Here is a 15194-nt window from a genome sequence, read left to right as displayed (position 1 = left end):
ACTTTTCAGTCAGCGTTAAATCACTTATTGTGCATTTATAAAAAGAATCAATTGGATGAAAATAATGTCAAAAATGGAATTTGATTACATTGTGATTGGTGGCGGAAGTGCGGGGTGCGTACTGGCTGCACGCCTCAGTGAAGATCCGAATATATCTGTGTGCTTGTTAGAAGCAGGTGGGCAAGGTGATCAGTGGACGGTCAATATTCCAGCTGCATGCGTGGTGAGCTTGCCGACCAAGATCAATAATTGGGGCTTTGAAACTGTGCCTCAAGCGGGCTTGAATGGTCGTAAAGGCTATCAACCACGTGGAAAATGCCTTGGTGGTTCATCGAGTATTAATGCCATGATTTATATTCGTGGACATAAAAATGACTATGATCAATGGGCGGCACAGGGCAATACTGGCTGGTCATACGACGAGGTCTTGCCATATTTTATTCGCTCGGAAAATAACAACCGAATACACAATGAATTTCACGGTAATGACGGCCCTCTGTCCGTCACAGATGTACAAAGTGACAATATTTTCCATCAACGCTATACCGAAGCGGCTCGTGCACAAGGTCATAAAGTCCTTGATGATTTTAATGGCGCAGAACAAGAAGGCTTAGGGGTTTATCAGGTCACGCATATCAATGGAGAGCGTTGTAGTGTGGCGCGTGCTTATTTGTTTCCGCATTTAAACCGACCAAATTTAACTGTATTGACCAAAGCCACAACACATAAAATCATTATAGAAGATAAAGTGGCCACAGGTGTTGAAGTCCAACATGCAGGGCAAATGAAACACTTAAAAGCCAGACGGGAGGTCTTACTCAGTGCCGGAGCGATGCAGTCACCGCAGATTTTAATGTTGTCTGGAGTGGGAGATCAGGCCGAGCTCCAAGCGCATAGCATTGAAGTGAAACACCATTTACCGGGTGTAGGAAAGAACTTCCACGACCATCCCGATTTCATTTTTGGTTATAAAGTCAAAGAATACCAAGGCACATTTGGCATGTCTTTACCCGGCTCAATTGATATGTTCAAGCAGTTCAGTCGCTATCGTAAGGAACGACGAGGCATGATTGCTTCAAATTTTGCAGAATGTGGCGGTTTTCTAAAGTCTTCACCCGATTTAGCGATACCAAATTTGCAATTACACTTTGTCGTGGCGTTAGTAGATGACCATGCACGAAAATTTCATGCAAGTCATGGTTTGTCGTGTCATGTATGTCTGCTCAATCCAAGAAGTCGCGGCACGATCAAACTAAGTGGTTCCAGTGTCAATGATCCATTATTGATTGATCCAAACTTTTTAGGGGATGAGCAGGATTTAGAAGATTTGGTACAAGGCTTTAAGTTGACGCAGCAGTTAATGATGTCGCCGTCTTTATCGAGTCATTATCAGCAAGATTTATTTACCTCACTGGTCAAAACGGATGATGATATACGTGCAATCTTACGTCAGCGTGTGGATACGGTTTATCACCCTGTCGGTAGTTGTAAGATGGGCGTAGATGAGATGTCTGTGGTTGACCCTGAATTGAAAGTCTACGGCATTCAAAACCTTCGTGTCGTCGATGCATCTATCATGCCTTCTGTGGTGAATGGCAATACCAATGCACCAACAGTGATGATTGCTGAAAAAGCCGTGGATATGATTCGACAAAGTCTGCTCCAAGCGCAAGTAGCTTAGTGGTTATTCATTTTATATGATTTGATACAACACAGATAAATCTTAGATCAAAAACAGCAATAAAAAACCACCGCTAACGGTGGTTTTTTTTCATTCAAAAATTAATATACTTTTTTGAAGATGAAGTCATTAATTTTATGGCCTGCTTCAATTCCGCGACGTTCAAACTTAGTTTGTGGACGCCAGTCTGGGCGAGGGTAGCTATTGCCTTTACCCGCAAGGTTTTCAAGACGTGGGCGTTCTTCAAGAACTTCGATCATCCATTCAGCATACGGTTCCCAGTCAGTCGCTGAGTGGAATGTACCGCCGATTTCTAATTTTTCTTCAACCAATGGCATACGGTCATGAGATACAAAACGACGTTTGAAATGACGTTTCTTCTGCCATGGATCTGGGAAGTATAATTGCACAGTGTTAATACTGTTGTCTGGCATTTCACGTAGCACTTGGATGGCATCAGCATCCAATACTCGAAGGTTAGTTAACCCTGCAAGACCTGCTTCATACACACATTGAGCGATACCCGGAACATGTACTTCAATGCCGACAAAGTTACGTTCTGGGTTTGCTTTTGCCATCAGTACCAAAGAGCGACCCATACCAAAACCGATCTCAACAGTTAATGGACGTTCAGGGTGTTCAAAATGCTGACGCAAATCCCCAACAGGATATTCCAAAATTAGATGACCATATTGTTCCAGCGCAGTACGTTGCGAAGTATTAAGTGGCGCAGAGCGGCGCATAAACGTCACGATTTCACGGTGTTCGTTCAGGTTATCCAGATCTACTGCGTGCTGGTCTAATTGATCGTTCGACATAACTTTGGCAAATGTAAAAAATTCGAATGCGGTATTTTAAGTCCTGAGATGCACAAGTCAAATTTTTTACCGTGAATATATCCGCTTTTTACTCAATATCACCGACTGAAGCCGTGCTGAGCATTTGCCATGTACAGTGAATTACTCAGCTCAAAAGTCATGAATTAACATTAATCTAGGCTGTTTTTTCATCAAGATCTTCACTGTCAGCACCATCAGATTTAAATGGCAAAATGGCCTCAAGAACGGTAGAACCCGGCTGTGACTGTATTTTAAATTCACCACCGATACGATGGATTCGTGTTTGCATACTATGTAGACCAACATGTAGACCTTGTTCAACATCGTTAGGGTTGAAGCCTATACCGTTATCTTCAATACGTAATACCAACTGAGTTTCTGTTTGGCACAAACTGAAATGAACTTTGCTGGCTTGACTGTGTTTTAAAATATTGGTGAGGGTTTCTTCTGTGACACGTGTCAAATTGAGACATTGGGTCGCAGAAGGTGAGTGAATCCATTCGGCAGCAATTTTCCAGCTCGAGCTTATGTCTAATTCTTCAAAGAGCTGTACAAAGCGATGGCGAATCGGTGCCGCCCATTCGATCGGGGTGTCGGGAACTTTCGTTCCTATACTCGAACCTGAATCGATGACTTGTCTTAAATCATTACGGAACAGTTTAAGCATCGACATGATTTGTGGTTTTTCAATTTTGTCATTTTGTTCTAACAGTAAAATTGAACGGACAATTGATCCGCCTAAACCATCATGTAAGTCATGAGATAAATGAATTCGTTCTTGAAGTCGTGCATTTTCAAGCGCGAGTTGATGTTGTTGACAAAGTGAGGTAGCGAGTTTCAGTTCTGCACGTTGTACATTTTCAGTTAAGGTCTTATTAAAACGTTCAATTTGACGGGTGTGTCGAGCTAAACGCAAAGCTAGTACGCCGCCCAAAACGAGGGTGGTTAGTGGGCCAGTATATGGTGAGAGCGCATGGCCTTCCATGGTCATCATAAAGTGCGCATCATGTACCGCAATCGGTAAATAAATCAAATACAGCGTTGCAAGCAAATAGGTTTCGGCCATTTTGGCTTTATACGCCAAGTACGGGTAGCTAATACATTTGGCCACAAAGACCAAAACAAAGAAGCTAAAACAAATTTGGATGACGGTTTTTAAATAAGCCTCTGGCGCAAAACCGATACTGAGAGCGGCGATGGTGGCAAGGCTTAATAATAGTTTTTGAATTTTCGGGAAGGGATGGCTTGCAAAATACCATGCACCAATACAGCCAAAAACCGTATAAAAGCAGAAAATGATATTTTGTAGGCGGTCGACTTGAACGGTGGTTAGAAATGCAATTGGCCCATTAAAAATAATACACAGGCTATAAAATACCCAAGCCATGCCTGTGATGGTTAACCATAAGTAAGCTCTTTCATTACGATTGGCGAGCCATGCTAAAAAAAAGAACACAGCCACGACGAAATTAATCATCGTATTGAGTTCGACTAATTGTCGTTGTTCGAGTAACCAAATTTTAAAGGTGTCATAGACTTGCTGGTATTCCCCAATTTGAACTGAACTGAGTCCTGATTTTTGGGTCACTGAACCATACACTTGCACCCAAATGGTATTAACACCTTGCTTTAAACTCGAGTTAGGCAAGTTCAAAATTCTTGGTTGATGTTGGCTTCGTGAAAAATGTTCTGCTGAAATGTAATCTTGCCAAAGTAGGGCATCGTTGATATAAACCCGACCACTTTGGGTGATGCCTTGTATAGCGATAGCAATGGGTTGATTTAACTGATGGAGGTCACAGTTCAACTTAAATTGGATTTTGTACCAAGCGATACCATGATAGTCCGGCCAACGTTTATTCCATGTGTCTGGAAGCTTTTGCAGATTTTGCCAACCTGTACGTGGGCGCTCTTGCTCGACAGCGCTTTTAGCTGTGGCAATATGGGTAATTTCAACAGGACAATGACTGCTTGAGAACTGAGGGGTGGCATTGGCAAAACTGGGTATAGCAATACAACATAGCAGGCAAAATAGACTCGCTAAGACCAGCAGCCGATTTGCTTGAATGCAGTGTCGTGACCAAAACCATACCATCAAAATCCCCCCCAATTTTGTGTATCCACAATTTAAAAAAATAAATAGAAAGTCACATCAAATCTTTATTTTATTTTTGATAGTTATAATTTTATGAGATGAATTATACAGTTAAATCGAATGAATGGTGAATTTTTCTCTTTTTTATAGGCTTAGTATTATATGTAATGTCATTACACGTCAGAGCTTCGATCTTTGAAACCCTTTGCTATATACATCCTGCATAGGGTTTCAATAGGTCACACTTTATTGAAAATTGATTTGATTCAAAGTGAATATTTTAAAAATCCATTAGTCACTGACACGGTCAAGTAAAGTGTTACTTGCTTCATTTAAGCCAAAAACCTCTACTTGAATCTGTTGTGATTCAAATTTTTGTACGACATTCTTCAAAATATTAACGGAAGTAATATCCCAAATATGGGCATGACTCAGATCAATTCGCACTTGAATAACCGTCTCCTGAAAATCAAAAAATTGATAAAAACTCTCAGAGCTACTAAAGAAAATTTGCCCATAGACCGTGTAACTACGGACGTTGTCTTTAAGTTCTGATGTGACTTTTACCGAACTTTCTAGTTGATTGATAATAAACAACGCAGAGAGAAGCACACCAACCAATACGCCAAGCGCCAAGTTATGTGTTGCAAGCACCACGATCACCACAGCAATCATCACGACATTAAAAGACATTGGATGCTTTGAAAATTGCTTGACAGAATTCCATTGAAACGTAGTGAATGACACCATGACCATAATCGCGACTAAGGCCGCCATTGGGACATAGGTCAACCAGTCTTTTAAAAACACCACCAAACACAACAAAAATACACCTGCAACCAAAGTGGAGAGGCGAGTTCGCGCGCCAGAGCCAACATTAATAATCGACTGCCCAATCATGGCACATCCAGCCATGCCGCCCATAAAGCCACTGACTATATTGGCAATTCCTTGACCACGACATTCCTGATGACGATCTCCTTCAGTTCCAGTGACTTCATTGATCACTGTCGTGGTCATCATGGTTTCTAATAGGCCAACTGTTGCTAGGGTAATGGAATAGGGAAAAATAATCGTGAGGGTTTCAAGATTAAAAGGAATTTCAGGAATCAAGAAAATAGGTAAAGTCTCTGGAAACTTACCCAAATCACTGACAGTACGCAGGTCAGCACCTAAAAATAATGCCAAGCCACTGAGGACAATAATGCAAATCAGCGGTGATGGAATGGCTTTGCCAATTTTAGGTAGATATGGAAACAGATAAATAATTGCAAGTCCTAAAAGCATAAAGACATAGCCAAAACTATCCATTTTTGACATTTCAGGTAGCTGTGCGACAAAAATCAAAATCGCGAGTGCATTTAAAAAACCATACACCACTGACTGCGAGACGAAGCGCATAAGTTTTGCTACTTTAAAATAGCCAGCAAGGATCTGAATCACACCCGTCAAAACCGTGGCAGCCAAAAGGTATTGCAAACCATGATCTTTGACCAAAGTGATCATAAGTAAGGCCATTGCACCCGTAGCAGCTGAAATCATTGCTGTACGACCACCAAAAAAGGCAATGGTGGCGGCAATACAAAACGAAGCGTACAAACCAACCTGAGGGTCAACCCCAGCAATAGCTGAAAAGGCGATGGATTCTGGAATCAACGCAAGTCCAACCACCAAGCCTGCGAGCACATCAGTACGAATATTGGAAAACCATTGTTCTTTTTTAAGTTGTAACACGGTAACTTTTCATCAAATCTTAAACGCGGCTATGTTAAAACAACTAAGTATAAAAATGCATAACACAGTGACTTGAAATCTTCTTAAATATGGATAATAGTCAATGAGTATATGTGTTTCAGCATTTACGCTTTTTTGCAATTTACAGGTTTGATCACTTGAAAGTTTGACAGAAGAGATTTAAAACATTGAATAGTACATAACAAGGATCAGATATGAAGCTTTATTATTCTCCAGGTGCATGTTCATTAGCATCACATATAATTTTAAATGAAATTAATGTCGATTTTGATTTGGTCCGTGTTGACCTAAAAAACCATAAAACAGAAAAAGGGATAGATTATTACGAGATCAACCCAAAAGGTTATGTACCTGCATTAGAAATTAACCCAGGTTTGATCCTGACCGAGAATGTGGCCATTTTACCGTTCCTTGCACAGCATGATCCAAAACAAGATTTAATTCCGCCATCAGGTTTAGGTCGTGCCAAAGTTTTAGAATGGCTTGGCTATTTGAACTCAGAATTACATGATGCTTATGCAGTATTCTTTGGTGCTCCACTAGATGCAGACGCTAAAGAAAAAGCTTATGCAGAAATTGATCGTTTATTGACATACATCGATAAAGCGATTGGTGAATCGGATAACGACTATTTGGTCGATGATAACTTTGGCCCAGCAGATGCTTATCTCTTTGTACTGACAAATTGGTCAAATGGCATCGGTCATGATTTAACGCCATATAAAAATATCATTGCATTACGCAACAAAGTTGCAGAGCGCCAATCAGTTCAAATTGCGATGCGTGATGAAGGATTAATTCCTTAAGTTGTGTATTCAAATTGAATTAAAAAAAAACCGCCGAAATTGGCGGTTTTTTATTGCTAGATTTTTATTGCTCAGGTTCAACTTAGTACTCGAACTGTGTATAGAAATCATCAAAGTTAATATTTTTAAGCGTCAGTTGTTGTGGTGCTTTGAAGGTTGACCATTTGGTTTGAGTTTTGGCATCTTCAAACATATTGCCGCCTACAATTTCCTTACGTTTTAAGGTCGAAAAATTATAGCTTTTCGATGTTTCTTCACCAGAAGCTCGATGAAAGCTACTGTAGTCAAAACCAATCAGGTCAAAGCGTTGATTTTGCCAACGGAAGGTATAACTATGTCGGGGCCATTCCCAGCCACCACAAGCCATAAAATAACTAAAATGAACGAGTAAATTGCCTTTACTGATTTGGATGTCTTCTGCTTCAGCAAGTGGGTCTAGTAGGCATGAATTCGGTTGCTGAGCGACTGGGATACTGTTGTTTTCAACGATACGTTGATATCCCTTTGCGGTTTTAAAAAATACGATGAGTTGTCGTGGATGGTTATGAACGACTTTGCCATCGTCATCATAGGTCACCACATCGACTTTTTGTTTTTCCACGATCATCGCAATATCTGGCATTTGATCTTTGTTTAGGTCGCCAGTCGTAGCCATCAAAATGTCCCAACCTTGAGGCGCGAGTGATTTGGCTGTGCTGGGCACTTGGGCAGACAGCCAACTAGATGCGACACAAAGACTCAAAGTACAAAATATATGGGATATTTTCATTGTTATCAGGTTTTCAAAATCAAAAAAAGGACTCAATAGAGTCCTCTTTTATACCGTGAATGAGTTCTTATTTAAAGAAGTATCCAGTTTCAGGTGAACTGGCATTTGCCATGCGTTTACGCGGCATACGTCCTGCTAGGAATGCTTCACGGCCTGCTTCAACTGCTTTTTTCATCGCTGAAGCCATCAGAACAGGGTTTTGTGCAGCTGCAATTGCTGTATTCATTAATACGCCATCACAGCCCAATTCCATCGCTATCGCTGCATCACTTGCTGTACCTACACCGGCATCGACCAAAACAGGTACTTTGGCATTGTCTTTAATGATCGAAATAGTATGTGGGTTGAGAATGCCTAAACCTGAGCCAATAAGACTACCTAAAGGCATAATCGCTACACAGCCCATGCTTTCCAGTTCTTGTGCCACAATTGGGTCATCTGAGGTATAAACCATGATTTCAAAGCCATCGTCAATCAATGTACGTGCAGCTTTTAAAGTCTCAGTAATATTTGGATATAGGGTTTTCTCATCCCCTAAAACCTCAAGTTTAACCAAATTGTGACCATCTAAGAGTTCACGTGCCAACATACAAGTACGAACCGCGCTGTTCGCATCGAAACAACCGGCTGTATTTGGCAAAATCGTATATTTCTCAGGTGGAACTACAGAAAGCAAGTTTGGCTGGTCTGGATGTTGACCAATATTCACACGGCGAATGGCAACGGTCACAATTTCAGCACCACTGGCTTGAATGGCCTGGTCAGTTTCCGTTAAGTCCTTGTACTTACCTGTACCAACTAAAAGTCGTGAATTAAATGTACGTGAACCAATGATTAGGGGTGTATCTTCCATGGGAGCTCCATTTTAGCCGCCACCTACGGCATGAATAATTTCAATATGATCTTGCTCAGTAATTGGGGTTTGTTCCAATTTACTTTTCGAGATGATCATTTCATTTTTTTCAACAGCGAAGCGTTTGCCTTCCAGTTGTAATTGTTGAACCAATTGCAAGAGGTTGACACATTCGGTTTGTGTAGCTTCGCCGTTTAAATAGATTTGCATTTGCGGATTCCGTTCTTGCTGCCTTACCTGTTGAGTAAGACCAATATCTGCTGTTGATTATTTTGCGTATTTAAACGCATTCCATGCCAATATGAGCCATCCAGCAATCATCAGCGCTCCACCAATCGGGGTAATTGCACCGAGACCACGTGGTAAGCCTAGAGCCATCACATATAAAGAACCACAGAAGAAGAAAATACCAACTTGTATAAGGAGGAAACTAGCTTTAATTGGAAGTTGGGGAATGACTTTGGATAAGATCGCGAGGGCAAGTAAGCCCAGTGCATGATAAAAGAAATAGTCCGTTGCAGTTTGCCACCAAGCCACTTGGGCTTCAGTCGCGCGAGCTTTTAATCCGTGTGCACCAAAGGCACCAAGCATTACAGCAAAAGCTAAGTTAAGTGCGGAAATGGCAATCCACATGTGCATTCACCTTAACAAAATTTGCGCATAACCATAGCATATTTAGAGTGCAGGATTAAAGCAAAAATGCCCAAAGTTTTTGTGTTACAGCCTGTCATTCAATACTATTCAGAAACAAAAAAAGAGCATCGAAATGCTCTTTTTTGGAATGACTGGGAAAAGCCTTCAACTTAGTTTGAAGACATTGCGACTTTGATTTTCTCCATCGCATTTTTTTCTAACTGACGAATACGTTCAGCAGATACATTATATTCTGCCGCCAATTCATGCAGCGTCGACTTTTCGTCATCTAACCAGCGACGTTGTAAGATGTTACGTGAACGGTCATCCAACTGATCCATGGCTTCATGTAAAGCTGAAGTGCTTTGTTCTTCGTAATCTTCATCTTCAGCTAAACGCGCAGGGTCGTAACGGTTATCTTCGAGATAAAGGGCAGGAGCGACATGGGTCGAACCTTCATCGTCGTCATCACCTTGAGCTTCAAAGGCAGCATCATAAGCGGTTAAACGGCCTTCCATTTCCAAGACTTGTTCAGGTGTTACATTTAAGTCATTGGCAATCGACTGTGCTTCAGCCAAAGTTAATTTTTTAGATGACTTTTTTAAGCTACGTAAATTAAAGAATAATTTACGCTGCGCTTTAGTGGTCGCAATTTTGACAATACGCCAGTTACGAATCACATATTCATGAATTTCTGCTTTAATCCAATGCACAGCAAAAGATACGAGACGTACGCCCATGTTTGGGTCAAAACGTTTTACCGCTTTCATTAAGCCCAAGTTACCTTCTTGAATCAGGTCACCTTGTGGCAAACCGTAGCCTGCATAGCTACGTGCGATATGCACAACAAAACGAAGATGTGACATCACCAGCATTTTAGCTGCGTCTAAATCTTGGTCATAATAATAACGTTCGGCCAGCTCTTTTTCTTGTTCGGCCGATAAAATTGGAATCTGATTAACAGTACTAATATAAGCACCAAGATTCACCCCAGGTGCCGATAATGACAGGGGCATCAATTGATTGCTGCTGTCACTCATGTTTTCTCCTTGAGAATTAAAATGGGTAAGCCCAATAACTAAGATTCATCTTAATCCAATATTTCCGTAAATTATGGAAAATTGGGTATAGAAATGTAAACTTTTATTCAATTATGAAGCAATTTAGTTTAACTGAATCTTTTTAAGATTCAATCAAGTAATGAAACTCAGAATCGGAAATTTTGCGCATTTCACAGTTTAACTGATGTATTTGACAGTATCGTGATACATCTTGTTGGCTGTGCGGATCGGATGACTTTAACAATAAAGATTGGTCTGGACTTTTCTTTAAAGCTTTTTTCAGCATCAATAGTGGCATCGGGCAGGGTTTACCCATTGCATCTACAGTTAAAAGCGAATTTTGGCTGTCACTCACGAAGCAGATCCAACATGTTTACATTTCAATGGAAATATTAGCAAATACAGTGCCAAATCCCAACCTAAAATAGGTAAAAATCCTTTGTGATTTATAACTCAAACGATGTGAAAAAATAAGAATATTCAAAAGGAAAATAGATCAAAAAAATCTATTAATTGCGGTAAACCCGTGTTAAGCTCGTTGCGTTGTTAAGATTTTTGTTGGCTGTGAAGCCTCTTAACTCTTGATATATTTGGATGTAACCGGGATTTTGTTGATAGTTTTACAGAATGATTACAAGCTTAGAAATAAAAATATTTTTTTTAACCTTGTTTGGTCTGCTGTTTGCAACACCGGGTGGTCCTTCTTTTTTAAATACGATAAGGATTAACTTATGACAGCTCGTGAACAAGGCGTTGTTAAATGGTTCAACGACACTAAAGGCTTTGGCTTTATTCAACGTAACGGCGGCGACGACGTATTCGTTCATTTCCGCGCAATTATGGGCGAAGGCCACCGTTCACTTCGTGACGGCCAACGCGTAGAATTCAGCGTTGTTAAAGGTCAAAAAGGCTTCCAAGCTGAAGAAGTACAACCTTTAGACTAATCGTCTGAATGTACTCAAAAACGCTCCAATGTAAATTGGGGCGTTTTTTGTTTATAATGCTTTAGCAATTTTGTGATTATTCAATTAGGGCACATCTATATGTCATCAGGTTTTGAAACCTTAAATTTACATCCGAACCTTAAAAAAGCCATTGATGCTTTAGGTTTTAAGGATATGACGCCTATTCAGCAAAAGGTTTTAAAATTTACATTGGCTGGACATGACGCTATTGGTCGTGCTCAAACTGGTACTGGTAAGACTGCGGCTTTCTTGGTCAGTGTGATCAATGACTTGTTGAATAATCCAATTAAGGAACAGCGTTATCGTGGTGAACCGCGTGCATTGATTCTTGCACCAACGCGCGAACTTGCTTTGCAAATTGAAAGTGATGCAAAAGAATTAGTGAAATACACTGATCTCAATGTCATGACTTTGCTCGGTGGGGTAGATTTTGATAAGCAAAAAAATCTATTAAATCGTAATTTTGTCGACATTATGGTGGCGACACCGGGTCGCTTAATTGACTTTGTTGAACAAAAAGAAGTTTGGCTCGATCAAATAGAATTTTTAGTGATTGATGAAGCTGACCGTTTATTAGATATGGGCTTTATTCCTTCAGTGAAACGTATCGTGCGCTTTTCACCACGTAAAGAACAACGACAAACTTTGATGTTCTCTGCAACATTTAGTTATGACGTTTTAAATTTGGCACAGCAATGGTTGTTTGAACCAGTAACTGTTGAAATTGAACCTGAGAAAAAAACCAATGCAGATGTAGAGCAACGTGTCTACATGGTGGCGAAGTCTGATAAATATAAATTATTGGAAGACATCTTACGTGATGAACCAATTGAAAAGGTCATGATCTTTGCCAACCGTCGTGATCAAGTGCGTAAACTTTATGATCACCTCAAAAAAGATGGTTATAAAGTGGTGATGTTGTCAGGTGAAATCGCTCAAGATAAACGTTTGAAAATGCTTGATCAGTTCAAAAATGGTCAACATAACATCATGATTGCAACAGACGTTGCGGGTCGTGGTATCCATGTCGATGGTGTTTCTCATGTAGTGAACTTCACACTTCCTGAACAGTCGGATGATTATGTACACCGTATTGGTCGTACAGGTCGTGCGGGTACTCGTGGTGTGAGTATTAGTTTCTTGTCTGAAGATGATGCTTTTTCACTGCCTGAAATTGAAAAAGCCATTGGTCAAAAATTACCTTTAACCCGTTTAGACGGTTATTGCTAATTTTTGCTTCAAAAAAAGCCTGCAGATTTGCAGGCTTTTTTATTTCATGTCGACTATTTCATAACGACAACTTCGTTTTGAGTTAATAACAAAACGAAATCACAGGCTAACGTTTTAGTTTGCACGGCAACTAAAGGTTAGTACGGTTTGGTAATCATCATCTTTGCTGATACTGCCGCTATTTCCTGTAATGGTGCCAAGTACGCCAGCCGCCGCCTGAATCATTTGACCTGTCTTTTCATCGACCACGCCTTTTAAAACTCCGTTGTATTCTTGCTTTTCATCCACCACGACAGGGGTCGCATTTTTACCACAGGTACTATTTGCAGCTGCAATTGCATTATTTTTTGCCGCTAAACTGGTTTTACCTACGGCAGTCACTTCATATTGATTATTTGGTTTTTGAATCGCTAAAGATTTTGTTGGCGTAGATGTACATGCAGCTAAAAGCACAGTTGCGCTTAGCGTGCTAACAATGGCAACAGTTTTTTTGAATTTTTTCATGCGGTGCCCCGAGTTAGAAACAATTTGATTTATTTGAACATAAAATTTCTTATAGAACAGGGAACTGCTGTACAAGTTATGCGGTTTTTTTATAGTAAATCTGTGAATAAAGCTGACTTAACAAATAAGCACCGAGTCTGATGTAAACATTCTAGAGTAAGTTATTGAGAATATGCTAATCTTGAGCAAACGTTTTAAAGTACAGTGTATAGATGTCAATTCTAAAATCAGCAGTTGATACAGTTCATCAAAATATTCATCAGCGTCAGTCGATTGGTCATTTAATTGAACCTGCGCCGAATGCTGAGCAATTGGAAAATGCGTTTCAAGCCGCTTTAACGGCGCCAGATCATCATCGTCTTAAGCCTACGCGTTTCGTGATTATTTCTGAAACTGAACGTGAAGCATTTGGTGAGTTGCTTTCACATGCTTTAGCCGATACTGGACAAACAGAAGAAGCGCAGTTGGAACGTGTGAAACACCATCCATTTCGTGCGCCACTATTGGTTTTGGCTTTAACTCAATTACAAGATCATCCCAAAGTTCCGCATTTCGAACAAATTTTAAGTTCAGGCGCAGCAGTACAAAACTTTTTGCTCTCTTTACAAGCACAGGGCTTTTCAACCATGTGGCGTAGTGGGGCGGTGGTTGAATCTAAATTGTTTAAACAAGCCTTGGGTTTAACGGAAAATGATTTGATTTCAGGCATTATTTATATCGGTACAGCAGTTAAAGCCATTCCACCGCGTGCTGAAATACAGTCTGCTGATTTTGTAAGCCATTGGCATAAAGCAAACCAATAAAAGTGAAAAATAGGTCGATTGAACAAGATCGATTAGTTAAGAAATTAGGATAAAAGAACAATGTCAGAACTTGATTTTGCAAGTCTTGTTAGCCCTGTGTCAGTCGATCAAAAAACTGCACTACGTGTTACGGTGTTGGGTGGTGGGAGTTTTGGTACTGCGATGGCCAATACCGCAGTACGTAATGGCTGTGACACCATGATATGGATTCGTGATGAGGCGGTGGCTGCGGATATCAATGCAACACATATCAATAAACGTTACTTGCCAGATTTTCAATTAGAAGCTGGTTTGCTTGCTGTTTCAGATTTAGAAAAAGCAGTATGTAATCGTGACATTATTTTAGTGGCTATTCCGAGCCATTCTTTCCGTAGTGTTTTAAAGCAGATCAAGCCTTTTATCACGTCACAAGCAGTGGTGTCTTTAACCAAAGGTATTGAAGCCAATACCTTTAGCTTTATGAGCGATATTATTCGTGAAGAACTTCCTGAAGTCCCTTATGGTGTGCTTTCAGGGCCAAACTTGGCGAAGGAAATTGTTGCAGGACAACCAGCAGGAACAGTGATCGCAAGCCAATCTGAACTGGTTCGTTATGCTGTTCAACAAGCGCTGCACAGTGCTTTGTTCCGTGTATTTGCCAGTGATGATGTGCATGGCGTGGAATTGGGCGGTGCTCTGAAAAATATCTATGCAGTCGCGATGGGTCTAGCTGCGGCTTATGGTGTCGGTGAAAATACCAAGAGTATGATTTTGACACGTGCTTTGGCAGAAATGAGCCGCTTTGCAGTGAAATTAGGCGCAAACCCATTAACATTCCTAGGTTTATCTGGTGTCGGTGACTTATTTGCAACTTGTAGTAGTCCACTCAGCCGCAATTACCAAGTCGGCTTTGCACTCGGCAGTGGTAAAAGCTTAGAACAAGCGACCAAAGAACTGGGACAAACTGCGGAAGGGATTAATACTATTGTGCAAGTACGCGCACGCTCTGACGAGCTCGGTGTGTATATGCCAATTACCAGTGCCTTGTACGAAGTGATTTTTGAAGGTGCGCCGGCACTGAATATTGCATTGTCACTGATGAAAAATGGCCATCGCAGTGATGTTGAATTTGTCTTGCCACATCAGCAAGTTTAAGTTTGCTGATTAATATGCAATACACATAGCTTTGTCATACTGGCTGTATATAATGTGCGGAATAGA

The 15194-nt window shown here is 40.6% G+C and carries 16 protein-coding genes; 6 read left to right on the top strand and 10 right to left on the bottom strand.

All coding sequences use genetic code 11. The features are described 5' to 3' along the window. The first annotated feature begins 64 nt into the window (after window positions 1-64). Window positions 65-1681: a GMC family oxidoreductase gene (locus tag FTU75_RS04470; RefSeq protein ID WP_180115244.1), complete on the top strand. Its 1617-nt coding sequence runs from the start codon at window positions 65-67 to the stop codon at window positions 1679-1681. A gap of 101 nt (window positions 1682-1782) precedes the next feature. Here the strand turns inward: FTU75_RS04470 and trmB are convergent, their stop codons facing one another. The 3 genes from trmB to FTU75_RS04455 all read right to left on the bottom strand — a co-directional run bounded on the left by trmB (window position 1783) and on the right by FTU75_RS04455 (window position 6349). After that, the gene (trmB, locus tag FTU75_RS04465; RefSeq protein ID WP_180023891.1) at window positions 1783-2499 is read right to left on the bottom strand and encodes a tRNA (guanosine(46)-N7)-methyltransferase TrmB; all 717 of its coding nucleotides are present in this window, start codon (window positions 2497-2499) and stop codon (window positions 1783-1785) included. A gap of 175 nt (window positions 2500-2674) precedes the next feature. Beyond that, window positions 2675-4615, bottom strand: a complete 1941-nt coding sequence (locus FTU75_RS04460) for a sensor histidine kinase (protein ID WP_257223724.1) — start codon at window positions 4613-4615, stop codon at window positions 2675-2677. Window positions 4616-4906: 291 nt separating this feature from the next. Continuing rightward, complete coding sequence (locus FTU75_RS04455) at window positions 4907-6349, bottom strand: SulP family inorganic anion transporter (RefSeq protein WP_180115242.1); 1443 nt, start codon at window positions 6347-6349, stop codon at window positions 4907-4909. 215 nt (window positions 6350-6564) lie between these two features. Between FTU75_RS04455 and FTU75_RS04450 the strand changes: the two genes are divergently transcribed. Continuing rightward, window positions 6565-7176 carry a glutathione binding-like protein gene (locus FTU75_RS04450; RefSeq protein ID WP_180115241.1) on the top strand — a complete coding sequence of 204 codons (612 nt, stop codon included), beginning with the start codon at window positions 6565-6567 and terminating at the stop codon, window positions 7174-7176. 82 nt (window positions 7177-7258) lie between these two features. Here FTU75_RS04450 and FTU75_RS04445 read toward each other — a convergent pair whose 3' ends face one another. The 6 genes from FTU75_RS04445 to FTU75_RS04420 form a co-directional block, all read right to left on the bottom strand. Then, window positions 7259-7831, bottom strand: coding sequence for a hypothetical protein (locus FTU75_RS04445; protein WP_180115240.1), 573 nt, complete (start codon window positions 7829-7831; stop codon window positions 7259-7261). A gap of 181 nt (window positions 7832-8012) precedes the next feature. After that, window positions 8013-8798 (bottom strand): thiazole synthase, encoded by a 786-nt coding sequence (locus tag FTU75_RS04440; RefSeq protein WP_111885685.1) that lies wholly within the window; start codon window positions 8796-8798, stop codon window positions 8013-8015. A gap of 12 nt (window positions 8799-8810) precedes the next feature. After that, window positions 8811-9008, bottom strand: coding sequence for a sulfur carrier protein ThiS (gene thiS / locus FTU75_RS04435; protein ID WP_180007313.1), 198 nt, complete (start codon window positions 9006-9008; stop codon window positions 8811-8813). Window positions 9009-9065: 57 nt separating this feature from the next. After that, entirely contained in the window at window positions 9066-9431 is a 366-nt protein-coding gene (locus FTU75_RS04430) for a DUF423 domain-containing protein (RefSeq protein ID WP_180115239.1), read from the bottom strand. 170 nt (window positions 9432-9601) lie between these two features. Beyond that, a complete protein-coding gene (rpoH, locus tag FTU75_RS04425; RefSeq protein WP_078188879.1) occupies window positions 9602-10471 on the bottom strand; it encodes an RNA polymerase sigma factor RpoH in 870 nt (289 codons plus the stop codon). A gap of 142 nt (window positions 10472-10613) precedes the next feature. After that, complete coding sequence (locus FTU75_RS04420) at window positions 10614-10808, bottom strand: sulfurtransferase TusA family protein (protein WP_078189214.1); 195 nt, start codon at window positions 10806-10808, stop codon at window positions 10614-10616. Between the two features lie 415 nt (window positions 10809-11223). Between FTU75_RS04420 and FTU75_RS04415 the strand changes: the two genes are divergently transcribed. Then, window positions 11224-11436 (top strand): cold-shock protein, encoded by a 213-nt coding sequence (locus tag FTU75_RS04415; RefSeq protein WP_005014923.1) that lies wholly within the window; start codon window positions 11224-11226, stop codon window positions 11434-11436. Window positions 11437-11535: 99 nt separating this feature from the next. Then, the gene (gene rhlB / locus FTU75_RS04410) at window positions 11536-12687 is read left to right on the top strand and encodes an ATP-dependent RNA helicase RhlB (protein WP_180003018.1); all 1152 of its coding nucleotides are present in this window, start codon (window positions 11536-11538) and stop codon (window positions 12685-12687) included. 114 nt (window positions 12688-12801) lie between these two features. On the opposite strand, the gene FTU75_RS04405 is transcribed toward rhlB, so the two are convergent. Further along, window positions 12802-13191, bottom strand: a complete 390-nt coding sequence (locus tag FTU75_RS04405) for a hypothetical protein (protein ID WP_180115238.1) — start codon at window positions 13189-13191, stop codon at window positions 12802-12804. A 212-nt stretch (window positions 13192-13403) separates the two neighbouring features. Here FTU75_RS04405 and FTU75_RS04400 point away from each other — a divergent pair, with 212 nt between their 5' ends. Together FTU75_RS04400 and FTU75_RS04395 are read left to right on the top strand one after the other, a co-directional pair. Then, window positions 13404-13994, top strand: a complete 591-nt coding sequence (locus FTU75_RS04400) for a nitroreductase family protein (protein ID WP_218948321.1) — start codon at window positions 13404-13406, stop codon at window positions 13992-13994. A gap of 60 nt (window positions 13995-14054) precedes the next feature. Beyond that, a complete protein-coding gene (locus tag FTU75_RS04395; RefSeq protein WP_180115237.1) occupies window positions 14055-15128 on the top strand; it encodes an NAD(P)H-dependent glycerol-3-phosphate dehydrogenase in 1074 nt (357 codons plus the stop codon). Window positions 15129-15194: the final 66 nt, after the last annotated feature.

Source organism: Acinetobacter sp. YH12140 (assembly GCF_013418475.1).
Lineage (GTDB): Bacteria > Pseudomonadota > Gammaproteobacteria > Pseudomonadales > Moraxellaceae > Acinetobacter > Acinetobacter amyesii.
The sequence above is the reverse complement of the archived record's forward strand: the minus strand, read 5'-3'. Positions and strand labels throughout refer to the sequence as shown.

Excerpts from the sequence above, each read along its gene's own strand:
- thiS (WP_180007313.1), bottom strand. The coding sequence starts at position 9,008 with ATGCAAATCTATTTAAACGGCGAAGCTACACAAACCGAATGTGTCAAC.
- FTU75_RS04470 (WP_180115244.1), top strand. The coding sequence starts at position 65 with ATGTCAAAAATGGAATTTGATTACATTGTGATTGGTGGCGGAAGTGCG.
- FTU75_RS04445 (WP_180115240.1), bottom strand. The coding sequence starts at position 7,831 with ATGGCTACGACTGGCGACCTAAACAAAGATCAAATGCCAGATATTGCG.
- rpoH (WP_078188879.1), bottom strand. The coding sequence starts at position 10,471 with ATGAGTGACAGCAGCAATCAATTGATGCCCCTGTCATTATCGGCACCT.
- FTU75_RS04400 (WP_218948321.1), top strand. The coding sequence starts at position 13,404 with ATGTCAATTCTAAAATCAGCAGTTGATACAGTTCATCAAAATATTCAT.
- trmB (WP_180023891.1), bottom strand. The coding sequence starts at position 2,499 with ATGTCGAACGATCAATTAGACCAGCACGCAGTAGATCTGGATAACCTG.
- FTU75_RS04430 (WP_180115239.1), bottom strand. The coding sequence starts at position 9,431 with ATGTGGATTGCCATTTCCGCACTTAACTTAGCTTTTGCTGTAATGCTT.
- FTU75_RS04440 (WP_111885685.1), bottom strand. The coding sequence starts at position 8,798 with ATGGAAGATACACCCCTAATCATTGGTTCACGTACATTTAATTCACGA.
- FTU75_RS04405 (WP_180115238.1), bottom strand. The coding sequence starts at position 13,191 with ATGAAAAAATTCAAAAAAACTGTTGCCATTGTTAGCACGCTAAGCGCA.
- FTU75_RS04420 (WP_078189214.1), bottom strand. The coding sequence starts at position 10,808 with ATGGGTAAACCCTGCCCGATGCCACTATTGATGCTGAAAAAAGCTTTA.
- FTU75_RS04415 (WP_005014923.1), top strand. The coding sequence starts at position 11,224 with ATGACAGCTCGTGAACAAGGCGTTGTTAAATGGTTCAACGACACTAAA.
- rhlB (WP_180003018.1), top strand. The coding sequence starts at position 11,536 with ATGTCATCAGGTTTTGAAACCTTAAATTTACATCCGAACCTTAAAAAA.
- FTU75_RS04450 (WP_180115241.1), top strand. The coding sequence starts at position 6,565 with ATGAAGCTTTATTATTCTCCAGGTGCATGTTCATTAGCATCACATATA.
- FTU75_RS04395 (WP_180115237.1), top strand. The coding sequence starts at position 14,055 with ATGTCAGAACTTGATTTTGCAAGTCTTGTTAGCCCTGTGTCAGTCGAT.
- FTU75_RS04460 (WP_257223724.1), bottom strand. The coding sequence starts at position 4,615 with ATGGTATGGTTTTGGTCACGACACTGCATTCAAGCAAATCGGCTGCTG.